Genomic DNA, 22,461 nt, shown 5'->3' with positions numbered 1-22,461 from the left:
CCATGCGCCGCATCTTCATCATCCGTCACGGCAACACCTTCGAAAGCAGCGCCACCGCCTGCCGCATAGGCGCGGGCACGGACCTGCCCCTCGTCGAAAGCGGTCGTGCCCAGGCCGACCGCCTCGGCCACTGGTTCGCTGCGCAGAGCCTCACCTCCTGCCGCATCCACAGCGGCCCCCTCAGCCGCGCGCGCGAGACCGCAAGCCGCATCGCCGCCGCGCTAGATCAGCCGGTGGAAGGCACGCTCCCTTGGCTCGATGAAATCGACCACGGCCCTGACGAAGGCCGCCCCGAAGCCGAAGTCCTCGCCCGCCTCGGCCAACAGACGCTCGCCCAATGGGACGAGCAAGCCATCCCACCCCCCGGCTGGATCGTAAACGCGCCATCCCGCATCGCCGCCTGGCAAAGCTATTTCGCGCAAAGCGGGGAGGGGACGGACCTGCTCGTCACCAGCAACGGCGCCGCCCGCTTCGCCCTGCTCGCCCTCAGCCTCTCGCCCGCCTCGCTCAAGCTGCGCACCGGAGCCTATGGCGAGTTGACCGTCGCCCCGGACGGCAACGTCACGCTACGCAACTGGGATCAGCGGCCCTAAACGTCGTCACAACCCAAAAAGCCTCTCTCCTTCAGGTTCAGACGAGGCATGTGACTCGTGTGAAGGGTTGGGGCGGGGGCGCTCCCCGGATTCCGATTGCTCCTGTCAAACCACGCCACTCACCCCACGGGCGTCGCGCTGGCCGTCACAGGTTGCAGCACGGCGGGCTTCGTGTCAGGCGCTGCGACCGGCTTATCCGCCACCGCTTCTGTGGTGGCAGCCTGCGCCTTCAGGCTGGCTGCCGCATTTTGCAACGCCACCGCCGCCGCCTCCAGCGCTGCCGCCGCGGAACCTGACCGCCCAGTCGGTTCCCCCGTCTTCGCGACAGTCACTCCCGCAGCCGTGATCGCCTCATGCGGCGCATCGACCTGCGCCGCTCCTCCAGTCCCAGCGGCCGGAGCCGCAGCCACCGCCGTCACCACCGGCTGCGCCTCACACACCGCATCAATCCCCAGCGCGCTTTCGGAAAAGTTCGTCGCCAGCTGCGGCAATTCCCTGTCCTGCGCCTCGGTCGCCAGCGTCAGCAGCGTCTCGGTCATCTGGCAATTGCTGCCCGTCTGCACCGTCCCGGAATGGCCGTTGCCCAGCTTCGTGTTGAACTGCTCATAGGCGCGCTGCCCATCAGCAATGCCGTTCACCCGCATGAAGCGCGTCTTCAGCACATTATTATAGCTGCTCAGCAGGCCCATCTTCTTGTCGACAAAGGCGGAATATTTCGCCTCGATCTCCTTGTTCACGCCTTTGCAACGCAAAGCCCCCAGCATCAGCATCACATGCAGATCCCGGACCTTCGCCGCTTCTATTTCATAGGGTTGCCAGCACTGATTTGGACCGGAGGCGGCTACCTGGCCGGAAGAGAGCGCAACAAAACAACAGGCAGCAACCGCCGCCATCTGCAACCGTGACATGATGGACCTCGCAGAATCGAAAGAGGCGACCCCGCTATCCCGATAGTAGCATTTTGCCCCAAAAATGCCATGTTTATTAACGCGCATACGCCCGCCTGGGCGCAGGAAAACGCTCCCCGGCCCCTACCGCATCAGCACTGGTAAAGCGTCAATTCTTCCGCTGCGGCACGGTAAAGGTGCCCGACACACGGCCCGATCCGCCCGAAACCCCCGGCACGCCGCCGCCGGAAGACCGCCCGTCCACCGTCGACCGACCGCTGGTCAGGTCAATCACCAGCCGCCCGCCGGTCAGCCGATTGGCCCCCTGCGTCAACGTCACATTGCCCAGCATCGTGATCAGGCGGCTGTTAAGGTCATAGATCGCCACATTGCCGCGCGCCGTCTCGTTCCCTTTGGTCACGATGACATTGCCCGAAGCGTCGATCCGGTCGACCTCCACACCATTTCCGCCAGTACCATTGCGGTAAGCGACGGTCATCCGTGCGGCGTTCAGAGTCATGCCCGCCTGCGTCACCTGGACATTGCCCGAGACGACGACGCGGTCGGCGCGGTCCTGCACCTCGATCCGGTCGGCGGTGAAGTTTACCGGCGCGTTGCTGTCATGATTCTTCAGCACCTGCGCCCCGGCGCCCGCGAAAACCATGGCCGCGCCCAGGGCGCCAGCGCTCGACAGCAGGATCAGCGATCTTTTCATCACTTTTGCCCTTTGATGCCATTTTGTTCGATGCGCAAGCTCGCCCTGCCATTGAGCGTAACCGTCCGCGCGTTCAGGTCGGCGTCCAGATGGTCGCCGCTGAACGTGCCGATGGGTATCCGGCCGTCGACGCGCCCGGCGCTGCGCATGCGTCGGCTCTTTAGGTCGATGCCCACGTCCCGCGTCGTCAGCCTGTATCCGCCCGCCGCCTCGAACTGCACCGGCCCGTCCACCGCGACGCGCTCCTTGTCCATGTCATAGCGCCCCTTGCGCGCCTTGAGCACGGCCGGGCCTTCGGACAGCAGGATGCGCGCCGACATGTCATTGAGGTCAACGATCGGCTCGCGAGAGCTTTTCTGCACCGCGCTTCCCGCGCGCAAGGAAAAGGGCTGCCCCTTGCTGTCCTCGCCCCGGTACAGCGCCTCGCTCACCCGCATGCGTTCCTTCGCCACCTCGACCTTGTTCTTGTCGAGCACGAAGCTCACCTTGTCCCCGCCGGTAAAGGGCGCCATCACCAGCAAGGCCGCCAGCACGCCCACCAGTACCGGCAACCAGTTTTTCAGCCGCGCGACCAGCCTGTCATGGCTGCCACCCGGCCGCGCCCAATGGCGCCTGACATGACGTTGCTGATCGGCCTGTATGGACATGGGAAAGCGCTTCTAAGGTCCCTTACATATGCGCGAAGATGTCGATCTCCGGCCATCCCGCCAGGTCCAGCTCGGCCCGGTGAGGAAGGAAATCGAAACAGGCCTGTGCCAGTTCCATCCGTCCTTCGCGGATCAACCGCTTGTCGAGTTCAGCCTTCAGCGCATGCAGATAGCGCACGTCCGACGCTGCATAATCCTTCTGCGCGTCCGACAGGGTGGGGGAACCCCAGTCGCTCGACTGCTGCTGCTTGCTGATTTCCTGCCCCAGCAATTCGCGCACCAGTTCCTTCAACCCATGGCGGTCGGTATAGGTGCGGATCAGGCGGGAAGCGATCTTCGTGCAATAGACGGGCGCTGCCACCACGCCCAGATAATGCTTGATCGCCGCGATGTCGAAACGCCCGAAATGATACAGCTTCAACCGTGCCGGATCGGCCAGCACCGCGCGCAGGTTCGGCGCGGCATAATCGCTGCCGGGCATGAATCGCACCAGATGCTCGTCGCCCTTGCCATCGCTGATCTGCACGACGCAAAGGCGATCGCGCGGCGTGATAAGGCCCATGGTTTCGGTGTCGACGGCGACGGGGCCGGGGGCAAGGACGTCTGCGGGCAGGTCCTCTTCGTGGAAATATACTGTCATCCAACCCCTCTATGGCGAAAGCGGCGGCAACTCAATCGACGCTTTTTCGGCGCTGCCAAAATGCCCCACGCTGGTTCATTCGGGCAAATGTGGCGGCAATCGGGCTAAAATCATTCGCGCATGGCTGAAAAGTTGATATAGTGATTCTCAAACCCGCATACGTGCGGTGGATTCTGCATGTCATTTCGCCCGGCATGTTTGTCCGATTTAGTCGGGGGCGAAGCGAAAGTGACCAACAGGGCATGAGTTTTGATAGAGGTCGCCGCGGCGGGCGCGGCAAGGACAAGCGCGACGGTTTTGGCGACGACAATTTTTACGGCGGCGGTAACGATCGTGGCGGCTTCGGCGGTGGTTTCGGAGATCGTGGTGGTTTCGGCGGTGGTGATCGCGGCGGCTTCGGCGGCGGCGGTGATCGCTTCGGCGGTGGCGGCGGCGGCGGTGGCTTCCGCAGCGGCGGTGGCGGCGGCTTCGGCGGCGGTGGTGGCGGCTTCGGCGGCGGCCGTGGCGGCGGCGGCGGCATGCCTGCCCAGGTCGTTGGTGAAGGCACCGGCGTTGTAAAGTTCTTCAACGGGCAAAAGGGCTTCGGCTTCATCGTCCGTGATGACGGTGCGGAAGACGTGTTCGTCCACATCAGCGCTGTCGAGCAGGCAGGCCTCACTGGCCTCGCCGAAGGTCAGCAGCTCGGCTTCACCCTGGTGGACCGTGGCGGCAAGATCTCCGCGACCGACCTTAAGATCGAGGGCGAGCCCCTTCCGGTCGTGGATCGTCCGCGCGAACCCCGTGAACCCCGCGCAGGCGGCTTCGGCGGTGACCGTGGCGGCTTCGGCGGCGGCGATCGTGGCCCACAGCGCCAGCTGACCGGCGAACGCGCCAGCGGCACGGTCAAGTTCTTCAACGCCATGAAGGGCTTCGGCTTCATCCAGCGCGACGACGGCCAGCCCGACGCATTCGTGCACATCAGCGCAGTCGAACGCGCAGGCATGTCCGCCCTCAACGAAGGCGACCGCCTGGACTTCGAACTCGAAGTAGACCGCCGCGGCAAGCACGCAGCCGTCAACCTTCAGTCGAAGGCCGACTGACACATAACTCTGCCCGCATAAGCGGAGAGGATAGAAGGGGTCGCCTGCCCGGCGGCCCCTTTTTTGTTGGTGTGGGAGATCGCAAGGCTTGCGCCCTTATTGGTAACTGACCTTTGTCATACCGGGCTGTGTGGCGGATGTTCAAATCCTCTGATGCTGACAGCTTGGTCCAGTCTATCAACTCCCCTCCCGGCATGGGCAACCTCTGGGGGGACTATCGTAGGTTTCGTTGGTCCGACTTGGCTTTCCAGGAAATTGGACAGGAACAAACTTGCCTTTCGCCTTGTGGGCGTTGCATGTGTCGACACATGAAAGCCCTCGACCTATTTTCTGGACCCGGCGGATTATCTATCGGAATGAAGCGCGCCGGTATCCAACCTGTCGCATGTGTCGAGAAAAATAAGGACGCGGTTGCAACCTATGATGCCCACACTCCGACCGCCGAACATTTTGCGTCGGACATTCGTGGTATTTCCTTTGAACGATATCGTGGCAAGGTCGACGTAATTTTTGGCGGCCCACCATGTCAGCCATTTTCGACTGGCGGATTGCGTCGCGGCACCGCCGATGCCCGTAATATGTTTCCCGAATTTATGCGCGCGTTAAAGGAAGTTCAGCCCGCCGCATTCTTGGCCGAAAATGTGCCGGGTTTGGCGACGCGCAACCGAATTCAATATCTGACCGCGCTGCTCAGTGAATTTGAGACGTTAGGCTTCAATATATCCTGGAACGTGGTTTCGGCAGCTGATTATGGCGTTCCGCAAAAGCGTCGTCGTCTCATTATCGTGGGCATGAAAAAAGGTGCGTTTTGGTTTCCAAAACCCACGCACGGGCCGGATGCCGAAAATCCACATGTCGCGTCGGGCAGCGTAATCGACAAGGCGTCGCCGCTCGGCGAGCCGCCGGACTGCCCCGTCATCTATGCGAAATATCCCGACCCGCGCCGAAGTCCATACGCCGGGCATGTTTATAATGGCGGGGGACGGCCTGTTGATCTTAGCGCGCCATGCCATACGCTGTTGGCCTCGGCGGGCGGATATAAGACGCATTGGATTGACACGATGGACATTGCGCCTGCCTATTCGGCGCATTTGATGGCAGGCGGAACGCCGCGCGACGGCACGGTTCCCGGCGCGCGCCGTATGACGTTGGAAGAATCGGCGCTCATTCAGACATTCCCCGCCGACATGTGGTTCGCTGGTTCGCGGTCGTCGCAATATACGCAAGTCGGTGATGCCGTTCCGCCGATGCTTGGCCACGCTCTTGGCACCGCCCTTCGAAGTCAACTTGAAGGCGTGCCGATCAGTTCGACAACGCATTATCGTTCCGAAGCCGCGCTGCCGTTGTTGGTCGCCGCCTAATGCCTCGCAACATATTGGTCGAACGCGCGGTTGACGTCGCGCTTGATAGGCTGGACGCCTTCATCGAAGGCGAGAAGTTGGCAGCTCTACCCCACGCGGGGGCACGAGCCGCGATGGAAGCGCAGCTGGGCCATGGCGCCAATAGCGTCCGATTGGCATCGTTGTTCTTCGTCTTCTATGCGACGGTCGATCCGGCGTGGAATTGCAATTCGATCCCGACCGGCATTCGCGGGACCTATGGCGACAAACGGCTGGCGACACAATTGGGGCTTCGCAGCATCACGCTCCATAATGCCATCACGGCCTTCGGTGAAAACCTTGGATGGAAAGGCAACGTCACCAATTCGCGCCTTCAAAACGATGTGCGGTTTGATGGCTTTGCCCGCACCCTGGCCGATCTGAATGCCGAACAGCGAACCTTTTGCGCCGATTATATGGCCGCTCGGTTCGCCGAAAGCAGGAAGGTCATTGCGCCGCTGCCGCCCGTCGCCGACGATGTTCTAACCTACGCTCGTGCGCGAAAGCTGTTCTATTCGCTGCTCGCCATTCCGTCGGAAGGTAATGTTCAGCAATTTCTGATTGCGGCGCTGCTGTGCGTCCACCGCCAGCGATACGGTTATGATATTCGAACGCATCACGTTCATGCGTCCGACCGTTTCGACACGACGGCAGGCGATATTGAGGAACTGCTGAACGGCGACCTTGTGCGAGCCTACGAAGTGACGGTTCGCCCTGATTGGAAGAATCGCGTCGGCGATTTCCGTAAGAAGATGGATGGCGTGGGCCTTCGCAAATACACAATCATTGCGTCGAATGTGAACCGTGACGAAGACCTTGCCGAACCTGCCGACATGATCCGCTTCCTTGCGCCCTATGGTCGCGACATCGCGGTCGTGGACATTCAAGATTTTGTAAATGTTTTCGCGATGGAATTGCACGCCGACGAACTGCGCCGTGCCGTGACGCAAACCTATAGCTATCTGACTACACCCAGCCTCTGCGGGCGCGCCGATATTGTTGATAAATTCAACGCGGTGGTCGAAGGTTGGCTGGACGACGCGACCTAAAACCTACCAATGTCCCATCAAGGCCGACGGGGTTGGAAGGCCCCTCCAAAAATAGGAAAAATAGGAAACCCCCGAAAACGCGTTCAATTCGCCATTTCATTCATGACTTTGACCGGCGGCACGATCGTCACCGTCTCAAACCGCTCCTTCCGCCGCACTCCGTTCAGCGGCGGCGGAACATTAACCTGCTCCGTCGGCACCCGCTGCCGCATGCATTCTCCCTTGTTCTCCCGCGCCGTTTGCCCGCAATTCCACAAGGCCCGCTGCAATCCCGTCCCGCTACTGTGAATATAGGCAAAGCTCATGCTTTCCATCTGATCCCCCGACAGCGGAAACCCACTCGGAGCGCTCCCCGCCCGCCAGGCCATGATCCGACACTCCGGCCGCCCAGCACAGAAAGTCTGCGCCATCACCGGCCAGTTGTCGGGCACCGTCCCCTTGCCAAGTTCCACCAGAAAGCTACGCGCTCCCGGCGCGATCGCGATCAACCTTACGCCGCCCATTATCCGGCCCAGCGAGTCCGCGCCGATCGCTTCCTGCGGTTTGGCCGTCAAAGCCGCCAGACTGCTTCCACCCGGCGCCAGAACGCCCAACCCCTCGCTGTTCCCGTCCTGATGCGCCATCGACAGGCGGGCGATCCGCGCAATCACCGGCTCCACACTATCCCGCGCCAACCGGAAAGCGGGCGGCGTTCCCCACCATCCCCGCCAGCGGAAGAAAAGGTGCGTCCCCACCGCCGTGATCTTGTCCAGGCTCCCGCTCCAATAGGGGACAACCCAATCCGTATGATAATGGGTGGCATAGCCGACCGGCTTGAACACCTTGCCCGCCAGCGCAGCCTTCGCGATCTGTCGCGCTCTGTTCCAGGCATCTTCGCCCGGCGCCCGCGCCAGCGCGCCATCGCAGGTAAAAGTGAACTGACAACCGGTCGATCGTTCCTGCCCCTGAAACACGACGCCGCACACCGTCTTGGGAAAAGCGGGATGCCGAACCCGGTTCAGCACCACCTGCGCTACCGCGCGTTCGCCCACCGCGTCGTCGCCCGCCTCGTAAAGCTGCGCGGCCGCCAGGCAGTCCGTGGCCCGCGCCAGGTCGCTTTCCGATCCAGTGAATACAAATGGCCGCGCTGCCGGGTTGGGGAGCCGGGAGAAAGGCACGGCCCCGTTGAACGCCCGCGCCTGATCACGATCCAAGGTGTAAAGCTCCACCGGCTGCACAACGGGCGTCGCTGTGGTCGGCCGCTTCATTAGCGCGCGCTGCACCAGTGCCGACCGTGCCGCACCGGCAGCAGGCGCACGTGCATCCCACCGCGCCACCAGCGCAGGCAAACCGGCAAACAGCAGGAGCCAGATCAGCCACATCGCGCGATGTGGCTGGCTGCTGGTGGAAGCGTCGATCATCCCCGATCCTGCGCCGTCCTATTCGGGCAGGAAATCAGGCACCGACAGATAGCGTTCGCCAGTGTCATAGTTGAAGCCCAGAACGCGGCTGCCGGGTGGAAGGTCCTTCAGCTTCTGCGCGATTGCGGCCAGGGTTGCGCCGGACGAGATGCCCACAAGCATACCCTCCTCCCGTGCCGCACGGCGGGCATATTCCTTGGCATCGGCCGGATCGACCTGGATCACGCCGTCCAGCAACTGTGTGTGCAGGTTTGCGGGGATGAAGCCAGCGCCGATACCCTGGATCGGGTGGGGACCTGGTTGTCCACCGCTGATGACTGGCGAAAGGGTAGGCTCAACCGCATAGACCTTCAGGTTGGGCCACAGCTTTTTGAGTACCTCGGCAACACCCGTGATGTGACCGCCCGTGCCGACCCCGGTAATCAAAACGTCAAGCGGGCTGTCCGCGAAGTCAGTCGCGATCTCCTGCGCCGTCGTGCGAACATGCACGTCGATATTCGCGGCATTTTCAAACTGTTGCGGCATCCAGGAATTGGGCGTTTGCTCGATCAGCTCCAGCGCGCGTTCAATCGCGCCCTTCATGCCCTTTTCGCGCGGGGTCAGGTCAAAAGACGCGCCATAAGCCAGCATCAACCGGCGCCGCTCCACCGACATGCTCTCCGGCATGACGAGGATGAGCTTGTACCCCTTCACCGCCGCGACCATGGCCAGGCCAACGCCCGTATTGCCAGAAGTAGGCTCGATGATCGTTCCGCCGGGTTTCAGATCGCCCGACTCCTCAGCGGCCTCGATCATCGCAAGCGCGATACGGTCCTTGATCGATCCGCCCGGGTTGGCGCGTTCCGATTTGATCCAGACCTCGGTGCCCGCAGGCCCGTCTGCGAACAGACGGCTCACCTGAATATGCGGCGTGTTGCCGATGGTTTCGAGAATATTGGCAGCTTTCATTTGGCCTTCTCCTGGCTGATCTCGGCCTCCCTTAAGTCGGGTGGGTCAAAGGTACGTGCAAGGCGCAACTCGGGAAAGAGCCGCGCCCATAAAATTGTGATGACTATAGCGCCTATCCCGCCGCCAATCACGGCCGCAACGGGACCAACCAGCGCGGCGAGGAAGCCTGACTCCGCTTCACCCAATTCGTTCGAAGCCGAGATTGTGAGTTGTGAAAGGCTGGATACTCTGCCCCGCATCGCATCAGGTGTGTGAAGCTGGATCAGCGACTGGCGCACGTAAACAGAGACCATGTCCGCAGCGCCTAACATCACCAGCGCGCCGATGCCGATCTCCATCGCAATATTGCGGGGAATGAAGGCTGTGGCGCCGAACAGGATCGTGGACAGCCCGAAAATCATGACGGCGCCCAGCATCTTCAATCCCACCTCCGACCGCATCGGCCGGAAGGAGAAGAAAAGGGCAACGATGGCCGCTCCGATGGCGGGAGACGCGGCCAGATGCCCCAGTCCCGCCGATCCAACCTTCAATATGTCGCGTGCGTAGACTGGCAGAAGCGCCGTCGCTCCGGCCAGCAGCACCGCGAACAGGTCCAGAGTGATGGTGGCCAGCACGAGCCGGTTCGAGCGCACATAAGTCCACCCGTCAAGCATCTGCCGAACCGGGTGACGGCTTGTGTCGCGCGGTGGCTGTTTGACGGGACCGATCAGCAACATGCCCCAAAGGGCGATCGCGAACAGTAGCGATGTAAGAGCATAAGCGCCCCAAGGCGTCATGGCGTAGACATAACCACCCAAGGCGGGACCGATGATCATCCCTGCCTGCCATGCAACGCTGGACAGTGCGATCGCATTTGGCAGCACGTCGCGCGGCACCAGGTTGGGCGCCAATGCGCTGTAGGCAGGCCCATTGAATGCGCGCGTAATCCCCACCACGCCGGCGATGCCGAAAATCAGGGGCAGGCTCACCCACCCTTCATAGGTTGCAAAAGCCAGTAGCCCCGACGCCGCCATGAGCAGTGCCAAGGTCAGGCGCGCAATGGCGCGGCGGTCGAAATGATCGGCGACCCAACCCGTAAGCGGGGTCAGAAAGAACAGAGGCACGAACTGCGCTAACCCAATCAGGCCGAGCTGAGCGGCGGCGCCAGACGTGCTCATGCTTTCGCGTGCGATATTGTAGGCCTGCCACCCAAGAACGGTCATCATGCCATATTGGGCCAGTACGCCCGCCAGCCGCCCCAGCAGGTAGGCGCGGAAATCGCCGAAGCGTAGTGGGTGGCGGGAGTCGGCGGGAGCCTTCATGTGACTTCCTTATCGGCTGCGCCGTGATACGCAATTCCATTGGTAGAGAATGGCAAAGGCAGTTTTTGCAACAGAAAAACTCTCGCTTTCGTCCCCCCTCGATATTTTAGCGATCGGGGTTCAGCAGGATCCCACTCACCGATCCGTTGCGAACCGAGCAGACAAAGGGAACAGACCGCTGTGCGTCGGCCGGGCCAACCACTCCTTCGACCTCCCATCCGGTCGACATGGATCTCGCTTCCACGCGACCCAATATGCGTGCGCCCGGACCTGCTTCCTGACGGGCCTTGGCCGAGCACGCATTGCGCGCGGCGGCGGTGCTACGGATAGAGCCATATACAGGAGAGGCATAAGGCTGCCGCTTCGCGTCGCGTTCCTCCTGCCGGTCACGAACGATATCACTGACAATCGCCGCATCGGCCGCACGGTGCAGATCGCGATAATCCTGCGCATGGGCAGGCAAGGCACTTGCCAGGCTGATGGCGCAGATCGCCATGCTTCCGATATGCATATTATACCTCCTCTGCGACCGGCTCTTATTTGAACAGGCTGCCCAATATGCCGCGCACAAGTTGTCCCGCCAAGCCGCCTGACGAGGAACGGCGGCTGGTTCCTCCAAATACGGCCCGGCCGAGCTCATTGGCAACCTGCCGCCCAACCGAAGACGCGGCCGAACGGGTGGCTGACTGAACGGCTCGGTCGAGGGCGGAAGGCTTGGCCGCCTCACGCGCGGCGGCCGCGTCGCGTTTTGCCTGCTCCTTGAGTTCTGCTTCGCGCTGTTTAGCCTCCAATTTTGCCTGCGTAGCGGCGGCCTTGTCCGCTTCGGCCTGCGCCTTGGCCGCCTGCGAGGCAGCCGCCGCAGCTTGACCGCGGGCGGCCAATATCTCCTCGGCGGACTCGCGATCGATCACGTCATCATATTTGCCCGCACATGGGGAGATGGATTGGATAATCGCCCGCTCCTTTGCATCGACTGGTCCTAGACGTGATCTGGGCGGAGCGATCAGGGTGCGTTGGACGATGCCGGGCGAGCCATCCTCTTGAAGCAGCGAGACCAGCGCTTCGCCGACTTTCAATTCTGTGATCGCACTTTCAACGTTCAGGTCCGGATTGACGCGGAATGTCTCGGCTGCGGCCTTTATGGCCTTTTGATCACGCGGTGTGAACGCGCGCAGTGCATGCTGAACGCGGTTGCCGAGTTGTCCCGCCACGTCTTCCGGAATGTCGATCGGGTTCTGGGTCACGAAATAGACGCCCACGCCCTTGGAACGGATCAGCCGGACGACCTGCTCGATCTTGTCCGTCAGAGCCTTGGGGGCGTCGTCAAAAAGCAAATGCGCTTCGTCAAAGAAGAAGACCAGAACAGGCTTTTCCGGGTCTCCGACCTCGGGAAGCGTCTCGAAAAGTTCACTCAGGAGCCAGAGCAGGAAGGTCGCGTAGAGCTTGGGGCTCTGCATCAGTTTGTCGGCAGCCAGAATGTTGACATAGCCGCGCCCTTGATCATCCACTTTCAGGAAGTCGTGAATGTCGAATGCCGGTTCCCCAAAAAAATGCCCGCCGCCCTGGCTGTCCAGTTGCAGCAACTGGCGTTGGATGGTGCCGACGCTCGCCTTGGTCACATTGCCATAGCGGCTGGACAGTTCGTCGGCATTTTCCGCACAATAGGCCAGCATGGCCTGGAGATCGCCGAGATCAAGCAGCAGCAGTCCTTGGTCATCGGCATATCTGAAGGCAATGGAGAGTACGCCTTCCTGGGTTTCGTTCAGTCCCATGAGCCGGGCCAGCAACAGCGGACCCATTTCGCTGACGGTCGTGCGGATCGGATGGCCCTGCTCGCCATACAGGTCCCAGAAGATCGCTGGATTGTCGGCATAGCTGTAATTTTCGAGGCCAATCTCCTTGGCGCGAGCCACCAGCTTGTCGGCATTTTTCGCGGTCGGCGAACCGGCCATCGCGATACCCGACAGATCACCCTTCACGTCGGCAAGAAACACCGGGACACCCAGTGCGGAAAAGCTTTCGGCGATACCCTGCAGCGTTACCGTTTTGCCAGTTCCGGTAGCGCCTGCAATCAGTCCATGACGATTGGCACGACGCAGGTTGAGTGTCTGTGGAATGCCGCCATCCTTGTCCGCCGCGCCAAGGCCGATGAAAATGCCGTCGCTCATGCGTCATGCTCCCCAAAAGCGTCGGGCCGCGCCCGTCGGAAGTGCTGTCTTGCCACCTTAAGGGCGAGACAGGACTTCCGGCAAGCGCGACCCGCCATGATCCGTCCGATGCGCTATTGTCGGGTTATTTGTCCCGCAGGCGCACAGGCAAGAATACGGCAGGCTGGCCGCGACGTAGAACCTGCAACAGGATGGCATTGCGTCCTTGCGAAGACACCTGACGCACGGCTGCGTCCAGCTCTGCCTGGCTAGCCACCGGCCGGTTGTTGGCGGTGATGATCACATCGCCCCGGCGCAGGCCCTTTGCTCCTGCGTCAGTCGAAGAATCCACCGCCGTGATCACGATTCCACGCGTATCCGCCGCGATGCCCAACTGGCGAACGATGTTGGGCGTTAGGGGAATGGCCGAAATGCCCAGCGACTGCTGCGTGGCTTGCCCGCCGCTGGATTGGTCATCCTGCTGTTGATTGAAGTCATCATCCTGCTGCTGGGCAAAGCTGTTGAGTTCATCCTCTGACGGACGCTGGCCGACGATGGCGGTTACGGTCTGACGTTGACCATTGCGGAGCAGAACGATCGGGACGCGGGAGCCGATCGGTTGCGATGCAACGATGGACGACAGGTTCTGGTCCGGCGTCACTTCCTGACCGGCCACGCTAACGATGACGTCGCCCGCCTTGATACCGGCGCGGTCGGCGCCCTTGCCGGGCTCGACACCTTGGACGAATTCGCCGCGATTTTTCTTAAGGCCCAGGGAATCGGCGAGGTCTTCGCCCAGCGGACTGATCTGGATACCCAGATAGCCACGCTTGACGCTTTGCCCTCTCCGCAGCGTGTCAACAATCGGCGCGGCCTGTTCGGACGGAATGGCAAAGCCGATACCCACGTTGCCGCCAGAGGGCGAAAGGATCTGGCTGTTGATACCGATCACATTGCCACGCATGTCGAACATCGGGCCACCACTATTGCCCTGATTGATCGATGCATCGGTCTGGATGAACTTGTCATAGGTGCCGCCGGTGCCGCGATGGACCGCAGAGATGATCCCCGCAGTGACGGTGCCGGACAAGGCGAACGGGTTGCCGATGGCGATGACCCAATCACCGACGCGCGCTTTCGTACTGTCGCCGAACTTGACGAAGGGCAGGGCCTTTTTCGGCTCAATCTTCAGCACCGCGATGTCGGTTGCCGGGTCACGGCCGATCAGCTTCGCCGAATATTCCTCGCGATTGGTGAGGGTAACTGTGATCGCATCCACCGACGCGCCTTCGGCGCCCGCGGACACGACGTGATTGTTGGTGACGATATAGCCGTCGGCCGAGATGATGAAACCCGAACCGAGAGATTGGGCCTGACGGGTCTGCGGCTTGCCGCCCTGGCCCTGGCCGAACAGATCGCCAAAGGGGGTGCCAGCGAATGGGTTTTGAACCTGGACGCGCTGTCGGGTGGAAATATTGACCACGGCGGGCTGTAACTTTTCGACCATGTCGGCCAGGCTTGCAGGAGCACCTGCTGGCGCGGCGGCCTGCATGCCCTCATTTTGCGCGACTTGCGCGCCTACATTCGGGCTGGAAGTTACGGCGATGGCGGTGCCACCAAGCAGCAGGGCGCCGGTAAGGGCATAAGCGTAACGCACTCGTGACGGTCCTCTCGTGAACTTTGGCGAAGGAAGGGCGGGACTCTGCGAGAGTCGGATGCGCCGCCCAGCCTTAACCCTCATTGAATGAAGCTGGTTCCGAAATGATCTACAACCCTCTTCGGTATTTCACGGTTATCGATCCTTGCCTTGAAACTGTTTCAGGAACTCATTGTCGCGCGACAGCACCATCGTCGTCGAGCCCGGTCGATCGGGCGCAAAGGTCAGCCTGTAGGCCTGCATGGCGCGATAGAAATCATAGAATTGCGGGTCCTTGCCAAAGCTTTCCGAATAAATGCGCGCCGCGTTCGCATCGGCTTCGGCGCGGATGATCTGCGCCTGCTTCGCGCCCTGAGCCCTGATCGTCAGCGCTTCCTGCTCACGGGCGGTTCGCATCCGGGTGAAAGCACTTTCCAGCGGAGCGCCGTCGGGCAGGTCTGCGCGCTTGATCCGCACATCGACGATCTGCGCCCCATATTGACGTGCTACGCGATTGAGACCGGCCTCAATATTGTCCATGACCTGACCGCGCTCGGGCGACAGCAACGCAGCGAAGGGACGTTTGCCAAGCTCGTTCCGCAACGCAGAACCCAGGATCGGCCTCAGGGCATCGGAAACGCGCTCCTCATTCCCTGCCGCAATATACATGCGCAACGGATCGACAATTCGATAACGCGCGAAGGCGTCGACCTGCAAGCGCAGCTGATCGGTCGACAGCACCTGCTGCCTTTCCATTTCCACTGACAGCACGCGCTTGTCGATCCAGACGATCTGATCGATGAACGGCCAGCGCAATATGACGCCCGCACCGGTCTTGCCGAACTCTTCGTTGGCACGATAGCGGTTCACGATCTTCTTCGGATCGCCAAAGCGTACGATCACGCCCTGCTTTGTTTCGGGCACGATGGCAACGGTGCTGCCGATGAGCAGCAACAGAGCTATGACGGATAGCGCCAGGGCGACGGGATGGCGAATAAGCGTCGGCATTATTGGCCTCCCTCCGCAGCGGCGGAGCCGGAAGAAGCGGACGCTCCCTGCGCGCGCCGCTTCAATTCCGGTAGCGGCAGGAACGGGGTGACATTGCCGCTTTCGACGATCGTCTTATCGACGTTGGACAGGACGCCCTCCATGGTTTCGTAATACATGCGGCGGCGCGTCACGTCGGGTGACAGCTTATATTGCTCATACACCTTGTCGAATGCCGCAGCCTCACCTTGAGCCTTGGCGGTAACCTGCTGCGCGGCAGCACGGGCTTCGTTCAGATAGGTCTGGGCCGTCTGCTGCGCCGCAGAAACTGCCTTGAACGCGTCATTGACCGCAGTAGGCGGATCGGCTTGCTTGATCGCGACGCCCTGCACACGGATGCCGGACCTGTATCCGTCCAATATCGCCTGCATCCGCTGTTCGACCTGCTGCTCGATTTCAGTGCGCCCGGCACCCAACGCGTCGTCCAGGCTGGCGCTGGCGACAACTGATCGCATGGCGCTTTCGGCGACTTCCCTAACCGTTGCATCGGGGTCGGATAGCTGGAACAGATAAAGCTCAGGGCTGCGGATATTCCAACGAACCGAGTAAGCAAGGTCGATGATATTCTGGTCACCGGTCAGTACCAGATTTTCGCTCTGGGCACTGGGTGAACCGATATCGATGGCCCGGATTTCCTCCACATCGACCGTGGTCACATTCTCGAAGGGCGCAGGCAGCGTCAGGCTGATCCCCGGCGACAACGTCCGGCTATATTTGCCGAGCAGGGTCACGACGCCGCGCTCCTGCGGGCCGACCCGGTGAAAGCAAGTGAGTACGAGCCACAGCAAGATGAGTATGCCGACGGCAGCGGGCCAAAGCGTCTTCCCGGTTGGTCGAGGGGGGAGGTTGCCAAACCCGCCGCCACCGCCCTGGCCGAAGCTTTCCCGGCTGCGGCGCAGCAGTTCCTCAATCGCGGATGGCCCTTTGCCGCCCGAATTCCTCCCCGGTTGCGTCCAGGGATTCCGGGGGCCGCCATCGCTTCCCTTGCCCGGACCTTCATCGCCGCCCGTGCCGTCGCTTTTGCCGCCCCAAGGGCCTTGGACCATTGCGCTAGCGATGCCAGGCATCCACCCGAAAAATCTCTTCATTCCGTCTCTATAGGAAGGCTGGGTCGCGAAAAACAGTGCCCTTCGCAACGATTATTGCCTAGGAGGCGCTGTCATGACCGATCTTGAGAGTTTCGCCGCCCGCCTGAAGACCTTGACCGACGGCCGCGCCAGCACGCCCCGGATCAAGGATGGAGTCATGAGTCTCGCGCTGGATGTTGGCGGCCTTTCCCCGGAACGTCGGGATGCTGTCGCCGCGGCGATCAGGGAAGGGGGCCTGTCGGTGACAGGGGTGGAGGATGTTCGGATCGCCATGACTGCCGAACGAAAGCCTCTCCGCATCATTGCCGTTGCATCCGGCAAGGGCGGAGTGGGCAAATCCACCCTCTCGGCAAATCTTGCCGTGGGTCTCAAGCGGTTGGGCTTTGCCGTAGGTTTGGTGGATGCCGACATTTATGGGCCGTCGCAGGCGAGACTGATGGCCAGTGAAGATAAAAAACCCCAGGCACGCGACAAACATCTGATCCCGGTGGAAAGTCCTTTAGGCATTCCGATGCTGTCGATGGCGCATCTGGTCGATCCGGGCAAAGCGTTGGCTTGGCGCGGGCCTATGGCGGGTAATGCGCTTGCGCAGCTGATCGATGCCGATTGGGGTGAGACCGAGGTGCTGGTCGTGGACATGCCGCCTGGAACCGGGGATGTGCAACTTTCGATGGTGCAAAAGCATAAGCCTGCGGGCGCTGTGATCGTATCGACGCCTCAGGATCTGGCTTTGATCGATGCCACGCGCGCGGTCAGCCTTTTCGAGCAGACGCAGGTGCCGTTGATTGGGCTGGTGGAGAATATGGCCGGGTATAGCTGTCCGCATTGCGGAGAGATATCCGATCCTTTCGGCGCCGGTGGGGCGGAAGCGGCTGGCTCAGCCATGGGCATGCCTTTCCTCGGGCGTATTCCCTTGGCGATAGACATTCGGCGCCGGTCGGATGCGGGGGACCCTCCAGCAGCGGCGGATGATGCCTCTGGCGAGGCTTTCCTTGCCATTGCGAGCAAAGTGGCGGCCTGGTTGCGGGGCTAAAACGGCGTTTGGAACGGTTTCATCGCATCCCGCGTCTTTAGGATGGCCGGAAAGGAAACAAGGACATGCCGCTGACGCTGCCGCAGGAAATCGCCGACCTTTTAAGGGAGACGCGGACCATCGCTTTGATTGGCATTTCCGATCGGCCCGGCCGTCCGAGCTACGGCGTCATGAAATTCCTGCAGGACCATGGTTATCGCGTGTTGCCAGTCAATCCGCAGATTGCGGGAGAGCATGTGCATGGGGAGTTCGTCTGGGCACGCCTAGCCGACATCGGCGTTCCAATCGACATGGTGGATATCTTCCGTCGTAGTGAAGCAGCGGGGGAGGCTGTGGACGATGCGATCGCCGCAGGTGCCAAGGCGGTGTGGATGCAGTTGGGGGTAATCGATGAGGCGGCCGCTCGGCGCGCGGAGGCTGCCGGATTGAAGGTCGTCATGGATCGCTGCCCCGCCATCGACATTCCCCGTTTCAATATCCCGCAGGTCCACGCGTTTTAGCGCTTTCCAGCTGCCGCAAGCCTCTTTATCAACGTCCTCATGACGCGCGCACTGCGGAGGCAGGCAAATCATAAAGGCACGGCAAGGGGGCTTGATCGGCGTACGCTTTTGGTGGGCGCCGGGGCATCTGCTGGCCTCCTGCTGGCCTGGGGCGCATGGCCGCGCAGCTACCGCCCAAATCTGAATACAGCGCCCGGCGAAACCGTCTTCAATGCCTTTCTGAAGATCGATAGGGCGGGCAGGATCCTCGTCGTCGTGCCCCAAGCCGAGACGGGGCAGGGTGTGACCACACTGCTGCCACAGATACTAGCGGATGAACTGGGTGCGGACTGGCGCACCGTGGGTGTGCAAAGCGCGCCCATCAGTCCGCTCTATGCAAACACGTTGTTAGCCAGCGAGTGGCTTGCGAGCGACTGGTCGAGGCTGGCGGGTGGCGCCGGCAATTGGGCGATCGAGCAATATGCGACGCGGCGTGCTTTGATGCTGACTGGCGCGGGGACTTCCGTGCCAATGTTCCACAGGGCCTATAAGGAAGCGGGTGCCGCCGCGCGCGTGCTCTTGTGTCAGGCCGCCGCGGCGCGCTGGGACGTGTCATGGGAAAGTTGCGACATTCAGAATGGCATCATTTCTGATGGCGGCCAGCGCACGTTAAAGATCGGCGAGGTAGCGGCGGAAGCAGCAGAATTCGAGTTGCCCGAGATATTGCCGTTCCGCCAAGATCAGGTTGATCGGCTCTTCGGACAGGATTTGCCGCGCCTCGACACTCCTTCGAAGATGGACGGCAGCCATAACTTTGCTGCTGATGTCAGGCTTCCTGACATGGTTTTCGCTTCCATCCGGCAGGGGCCGATAGGCGATGCCGTACTCACACGGGTGAACGAGCAGGCCGCAAAGTCCGTCACCGGCTTTATCAAACTGGTGCGCACCGACCGATGGGTGGCCGCCGTCGCAACCAACTGGTGGGCCGCCAACAAGGCGCTTGATCTAAGCGATCCGGTTTTTGAGTTGTCGAGCGCGCCAGTCAGCAGCGCCAGCATTGATGCTTCGCTCGAAGACGCCTTTTCGGATTCGGATGGTCGGCGGCTGTATTCGCGCGGCGATCTCAAACCGCTTTTCGACAACGCCACCATCCTCGCCAGCGAGTTTACCGTTGCTCCGGGGCTGCATCTGGCGCTGGAGCCTCCGTGCGCGACCGCGCGTGTGACCGACGGCCACGCCGAGATATGGATGCCTGCGCAAGCACCTGAACTCGCGCGTAGCGCGATAGCGGATGCTCTCGATCTGGCTGAGCAACAGGTGGTGCTATACCCCCTGCATGCCGGGGGCTCTTTCGGCCGGAAGATGGATTTTGAGGTAGGCGTCCAGGCTGCGTCCATAGCTAAAGACGTGGGGCGGCCCGTCCAACTACTCTGGTCAAGACTGGAAGATGTGATCCAGGATCGTCCCAGTGCTCCCGCTCATGCCCGTATGGCGGCAAAGCTCGGCCGCAACGGCGCGATTGAAGGATGGCTGGCGAAAGTGGCGGCTCCTTGTGCCATGACCCAGACGTGGAAACGGATTGCCGATCGCAAATTACCGCATGAAGCGAGCCGTGATACTGCCAACGCTTCCAGCCGTCTCGCTGTGGCGGGGATGGAACTGCCATATGCGTTGCCGAATTGGGCGGTCGATCATTTCCCGGCCGATGTTGGATTGCCGCTGGGCTTTGCACGCGGCAATGCTCATCTTCATGGCGCCTTTTTTACGGAAAGCTTCATTGATGAACTGGCTCATCTGGCCGGGATGGAGGCGCTCTCTTTCCGCATTCAGATGCTGGGTGGCAACCCGCGACTGGCTCACTGCCTGACGACCGTCGGATCGATGGGGGGATGGCAGGGAGGGATCGAAGGTAGCGGTCAAGGTCTGGCGGCGCATGTCATAGATGGCGCTTATGTCGCCGTCATGGTTGAGGCAGCGATCGAGGGTGGTCGGCTCAAGGTCGGGCGGATCATTGCTGCGGTAGATGGCGGGGAGCAGGTCAATCCGGACATTGCACGTCAACAAGTGGAAAGCGGAATCATTTATGGCCTGGCTTCCGCAATGGGTGCTTCTGTGCCTTATGCGAAGGGAATGCCCACGCGCTCGATCATCTCCCGCATGGGCCTTCCTCAGTTGCAGGATATAGGTGAGGTCACGGTGGAACTGATCCGAAGCACCGCGCGCCCGGCCGGGCTCAGCGAGATTGGGGCGCCTGCGATTGCTCCGGCCATAGCGAACGCTCTCTTTACAGTTACAGGGCAGCGATTCCGCCAGCTGCCGATCTTGGCGCGGACATGACATTGAATATGAAAAATATCGGCGTCCTTATTATAAATCTGGGCACGCCCGACGCACCGGACGCGGCGTCCGTCCGGCGTTATCTGGGTGAGTTTCTGTCCGACCGGCGGGTGGTGGAAATCCCCCAACTTCTGTGGCAGCCGATATTGCGCGGCCCGATCCTTCTCACTCGCCCGGCCAAGTCCGCTAAGGCTTACCAGGAAGTGTGGATGGACAACGGTTCGCCGCTCGCCGTTTATACTTGTGAGACTGCTGCTGCACTCCAGCAAATCACCGGGCCGGAGGTTAGGGTGGATTGGGCCATGCGCTATGGATCGCCGTCCATCGCCGAACGGTTGAATGCGATGATCGCGGCCGGATGCGACCGAATCCTGCTGGCTCCGCTTTACCCGCAATATTGTGCGGCGACGACTGCCACTGCTCTGGACGCCTGCTATGCCACTTTGGCTGGCCTGCGAGCACAGCCAGCCATCCGCACATTGCCCCCATATTTTGCGGAAGCAGCCTATATCGAGGCGCTGCGCAGTTCGACCGAAAGCCAACTGGCCGAACTGGACTTCAAACCGGATCTGCTCGTGGCCAGCTTTCACGGAATGCCTGAGCGAACGCGCGATTTGGGTGATCCCTATTATGATCAGTGCCGTGCTACCGCTAAGCTGCTGCAGGAAGGGCTTGGCAGGGAAGTGAGGCTGTCGTTCCAATCACGATTCGGGCGAGCGAAATGGCTCGGTCCCGCAACCGATGAGACGTTGCGGGAGCTTCCCGGGCAGGGCGTTCGATCCGTTGCTGTGCTTACCCCCGGTTTTTCGGCCGATTGTCTGGAGACGTTGGAGGAAATCGCTATCCGGGGACAGGAAGAATTCCTGGCGGCTGGAGGCGAGGCGTTCGCTCATTTGCGCTGTTTGAATGCATCGCCGGAAGCTATGATACTGTACCGCGAACTGATCGGCCGAGAACTGGCCGGTTGGGTTCAGGAAGCGTTTCGTCCAGTTCAACATGGGAGGGGATTATGGACAGAGTTGCCATCGTAACGGGCGGAACACGCGGCATCGGGGAAGCGATTAGCCTCGCGCTCAAACAATTGGGCTGCAAAGTCGCGGCCAATTATGCCGGAAACGATGAAAAGGCGCGGGACTTCACGGAGAGGACAGGTATCGAAGCCTTCCGTTGGGATGTGGGAGATCATCAGGCTTGTCTGGACGGTTGTGCAGCGGTCGCCGAAAGACTGGGTCCCGTCGATATCGTCGTCAATAACGCGGGCATTACCCGCGACGGCGTGCTCGCCAAGATGAACTTCGACGACTGGAATGAGGTGATGCGTATCAACCTTGGCGGTTGTTTCAATATGGCCAAGGCGACCTTCGGGGGCATGCGTGAAAGAGCTTGGGGGCGGATCGTCAATATCGGCTCCATCAACGGTCAGGCTGGCCAATATGGGCAGGTAAACTATGCCGCCGCCAAGTCCGGCATCCATGGCTTTACCAAGGCGCTGGCGCAGGAAGGGGCGAAGTTCGGCGTTACCGTCAATGCCATCGCGCCGGGCTATATAGACACCGACATGGTGGCTGCGGTGCCTGCTCCGGTTCTGGAGAAGATCGTTGCCAAGATCCCGGTCGGCCGCCTCGGCCATGCCGAAGAGATCGCGCGCGGCGTGGCCTTTTTGTGTAGCGAAGAGGCGGGCTTCGTCACGGGGAGCACGATGTCGATCAACGGCGGGCAGCATATGTATTGATGGCGCAGGGCGACCACAGCGACGGCGCGGTGCCGCCAACGGGGTCGCCCTTCTCGCCTCCCGTCAAGCGGAGCGTGACGATCGCGGGGCACCAGACTGCCATCAGCCTTGAACCCATATTCTGGCAGGCTCTCCGCACGGTCGCTGCGCGAGAGAGTTTGCCTCTCAACGCCTTGATCGCGCAGATCGATCTTGCGCGATTGGCCGCTCCCAGCCCGCCTAATCTGGCCAGCGCCATACGGTGCTGGCTCTTCGCTCATGCGGCGACAGGCGATAATAATTATTCGCAATAGCGTTGACTCTGCGAACAATTCGCAATAGCTG

General features: G+C 61.3%; 22 protein-coding genes. 10 read left to right on the top strand and 12 right to left on the bottom strand.

From position 1 onward, the window contains the following. The first annotated feature begins 2 nt into the window (after positions 1 to 2). The gene (locus ACZ5TB_RS09015; RefSeq protein ID WP_464790988.1) at positions 3 to 593 is read left to right on the top strand and encodes a histidine phosphatase family protein; all 591 of its coding nucleotides are present in this window, start codon (positions 3 to 5) and stop codon (positions 591 to 593) included. 119 nt (positions 594 to 712) lie between these two features. Here the strand turns inward: ACZ5TB_RS09015 and ACZ5TB_RS09010 are convergent, their stop codons facing one another. From ACZ5TB_RS09010 to ACZ5TB_RS08995, 4 genes are all read right to left on the bottom strand, one after another. Next, positions 713 to 1,501 carry a hypothetical protein gene (locus ACZ5TB_RS09010; RefSeq protein ID WP_464790987.1) on the bottom strand — a complete coding sequence of 263 codons (789 nt, stop codon included), beginning with the start codon at positions 1,499 to 1,501 and terminating at the stop codon, positions 713 to 715. A gap of 148 nt (positions 1,502 to 1,649) precedes the next feature. Next, positions 1,650 to 2,195: an LptA/OstA family protein gene (locus tag ACZ5TB_RS09005; protein ID WP_464778130.1), complete on the bottom strand. Its 546-nt coding sequence runs from the start codon at positions 2,193 to 2,195 to the stop codon at positions 1,650 to 1,652. Further along, entirely contained in the window at positions 2,195 to 2,842 is a 648-nt protein-coding gene (locus ACZ5TB_RS09000) for an LPS export ABC transporter periplasmic protein LptC (protein WP_464790986.1), read from the bottom strand. Before ACZ5TB_RS09000 ends, ACZ5TB_RS09005 begins: the two co-directional genes overlap by 1 nt. Positions 2,843 to 2,864: 22 nt before the next feature. Then, positions 2,865 to 3,482, bottom strand: a complete 618-nt coding sequence (locus ACZ5TB_RS08995; RefSeq protein WP_196224467.1) for a ribonuclease D — start codon at positions 3,480 to 3,482, stop codon at positions 2,865 to 2,867. Positions 3,483 to 3,724: 242 nt separating this feature from the next. On the opposite strand from ACZ5TB_RS08995, the gene ACZ5TB_RS08990 reads away from it, so the two are divergent. From ACZ5TB_RS08990 to ACZ5TB_RS08980, 3 genes are all read left to right on the top strand, one after another. Beyond that, complete coding sequence (locus tag ACZ5TB_RS08990) at positions 3,725 to 4,561, top strand: cold-shock protein (protein ID WP_464790985.1); 837 nt, start codon at positions 3,725 to 3,727, stop codon at positions 4,559 to 4,561. Between the two features lie 308 nt (positions 4,562 to 4,869). After that, positions 4,870 to 5,922, top strand: coding sequence for a DNA cytosine methyltransferase (locus ACZ5TB_RS08985; protein WP_464790984.1), 1,053 nt, complete (start codon positions 4,870 to 4,872; stop codon positions 5,920 to 5,922). Next, entirely contained in the window at positions 5,922 to 6,989 is a 1,068-nt protein-coding gene (locus tag ACZ5TB_RS08980; protein ID WP_464790983.1) for a hypothetical protein, read from the top strand. The genes ACZ5TB_RS08985 and ACZ5TB_RS08980 overlap by 1 nt, the downstream gene beginning before the upstream one ends. Before the next feature lie 83 nt (positions 6,990 to 7,072). Here the strand turns inward: ACZ5TB_RS08980 and ACZ5TB_RS08975 are convergent, their stop codons facing one another. From ACZ5TB_RS08975 to hflK, 8 genes are all read right to left on the bottom strand, one after another. Continuing rightward, positions 7,073 to 8,389 (bottom strand): cell wall hydrolase, encoded by a 1,317-nt coding sequence (locus ACZ5TB_RS08975; protein WP_464790982.1) that lies wholly within the window; start codon positions 8,387 to 8,389, stop codon positions 7,073 to 7,075. A gap of 18 nt (positions 8,390 to 8,407) precedes the next feature. Next, positions 8,408 to 9,337: a cysteine synthase A gene (gene cysK / locus ACZ5TB_RS08970; RefSeq protein WP_464790981.1), complete on the bottom strand. Its 930-nt coding sequence runs from the start codon at positions 9,335 to 9,337 to the stop codon at positions 8,408 to 8,410. After that, positions 9,334 to 10,638: an MFS transporter gene (locus tag ACZ5TB_RS08965; protein ID WP_464790980.1), complete on the bottom strand. Its 1,305-nt coding sequence runs from the start codon at positions 10,636 to 10,638 to the stop codon at positions 9,334 to 9,336. Before ACZ5TB_RS08965 ends, cysK begins: the two co-directional genes overlap by 4 nt. Positions 10,639 to 10,744: 106 nt before the next feature. Beyond that, entirely contained in the window at positions 10,745 to 11,149 is a 405-nt protein-coding gene (locus tag ACZ5TB_RS08960) for a hypothetical protein (protein WP_464790979.1), read from the bottom strand. Positions 11,150 to 11,174: 25 nt separating this feature from the next. Then, positions 11,175 to 12,806, bottom strand: a complete 1,632-nt coding sequence (locus tag ACZ5TB_RS08955; RefSeq protein ID WP_464790978.1) for a helicase HerA-like domain-containing protein — start codon at positions 12,804 to 12,806, stop codon at positions 11,175 to 11,177. 124 nt (positions 12,807 to 12,930) lie between these two features. Next, positions 12,931 to 14,442, bottom strand: coding sequence for a Do family serine endopeptidase (locus ACZ5TB_RS08950; RefSeq protein ID WP_464790977.1), 1,512 nt, complete (start codon positions 14,440 to 14,442; stop codon positions 12,931 to 12,933). Positions 14,443 to 14,577: 135 nt separating this feature from the next. Then, positions 14,578 to 15,429 carry a protease modulator HflC gene (gene hflC / locus ACZ5TB_RS08945; RefSeq protein WP_196224459.1) on the bottom strand — a complete coding sequence of 284 codons (852 nt, stop codon included), beginning with the start codon at positions 15,427 to 15,429 and terminating at the stop codon, positions 14,578 to 14,580. Further along, positions 15,429 to 16,556, bottom strand: a complete 1,128-nt coding sequence (hflK, locus tag ACZ5TB_RS08940) for an FtsH protease activity modulator HflK (RefSeq protein WP_464790976.1) — start codon at positions 16,554 to 16,556, stop codon at positions 15,429 to 15,431. The genes hflC and hflK overlap by 1 nt, the downstream gene beginning before the upstream one ends. A 73-nt stretch (positions 16,557 to 16,629) precedes the next feature. On the opposite strand from hflK, the gene ACZ5TB_RS08935 reads away from it, so the two are divergent. The 6 genes from ACZ5TB_RS08935 (at position 16,630) to ACZ5TB_RS08910 (ending at position 22,430) form a co-directional block, all read left to right on the top strand. Next, positions 16,630 to 17,589: an Mrp/NBP35 family ATP-binding protein gene (locus ACZ5TB_RS08935; protein WP_464790975.1), complete on the top strand. Its 960-nt coding sequence runs from the start codon at positions 16,630 to 16,632 to the stop codon at positions 17,587 to 17,589. A 65-nt stretch (positions 17,590 to 17,654) separates the two neighbouring features. Next, the gene (locus tag ACZ5TB_RS08930; protein WP_464790974.1) at positions 17,655 to 18,089 is read left to right on the top strand and encodes a CoA-binding protein; all 435 of its coding nucleotides are present in this window, start codon (positions 17,655 to 17,657) and stop codon (positions 18,087 to 18,089) included. Positions 18,090 to 18,128: 39 nt separating this feature from the next. Then, positions 18,129 to 20,405, top strand: coding sequence for a molybdopterin cofactor-binding domain-containing protein (locus ACZ5TB_RS08925; RefSeq protein ID WP_464790973.1), 2,277 nt, complete (start codon positions 18,129 to 18,131; stop codon positions 20,403 to 20,405). Continuing rightward, entirely contained in the window at positions 20,402 to 21,436 is a 1,035-nt protein-coding gene (hemH, locus tag ACZ5TB_RS08920; RefSeq protein WP_464790972.1) for a ferrochelatase, read from the top strand. Before ACZ5TB_RS08925 ends, hemH begins: the two co-directional genes overlap by 4 nt. After that, entirely contained in the window at positions 21,415 to 22,137 is a 723-nt protein-coding gene (gene phbB / locus ACZ5TB_RS08915) for an acetoacetyl-CoA reductase (protein ID WP_464790971.1), read from the top strand. Before hemH ends, phbB begins: the two co-directional genes overlap by 22 nt. After that, positions 22,137 to 22,430: a ribbon-helix-helix domain-containing protein gene (locus ACZ5TB_RS08910; RefSeq protein ID WP_464790970.1), complete on the top strand. Its 294-nt coding sequence runs from the start codon at positions 22,137 to 22,139 to the stop codon at positions 22,428 to 22,430. Before phbB ends, ACZ5TB_RS08910 begins: the two co-directional genes overlap by 1 nt. Positions 22,431 to 22,461 lie beyond the last annotated feature (31 nt).

The organism is Sphingobium sp. TomTYG74 (assembly GCF_055393875.1).
This window is presented reverse-complemented; position numbering and strand designations above follow the sequence as displayed.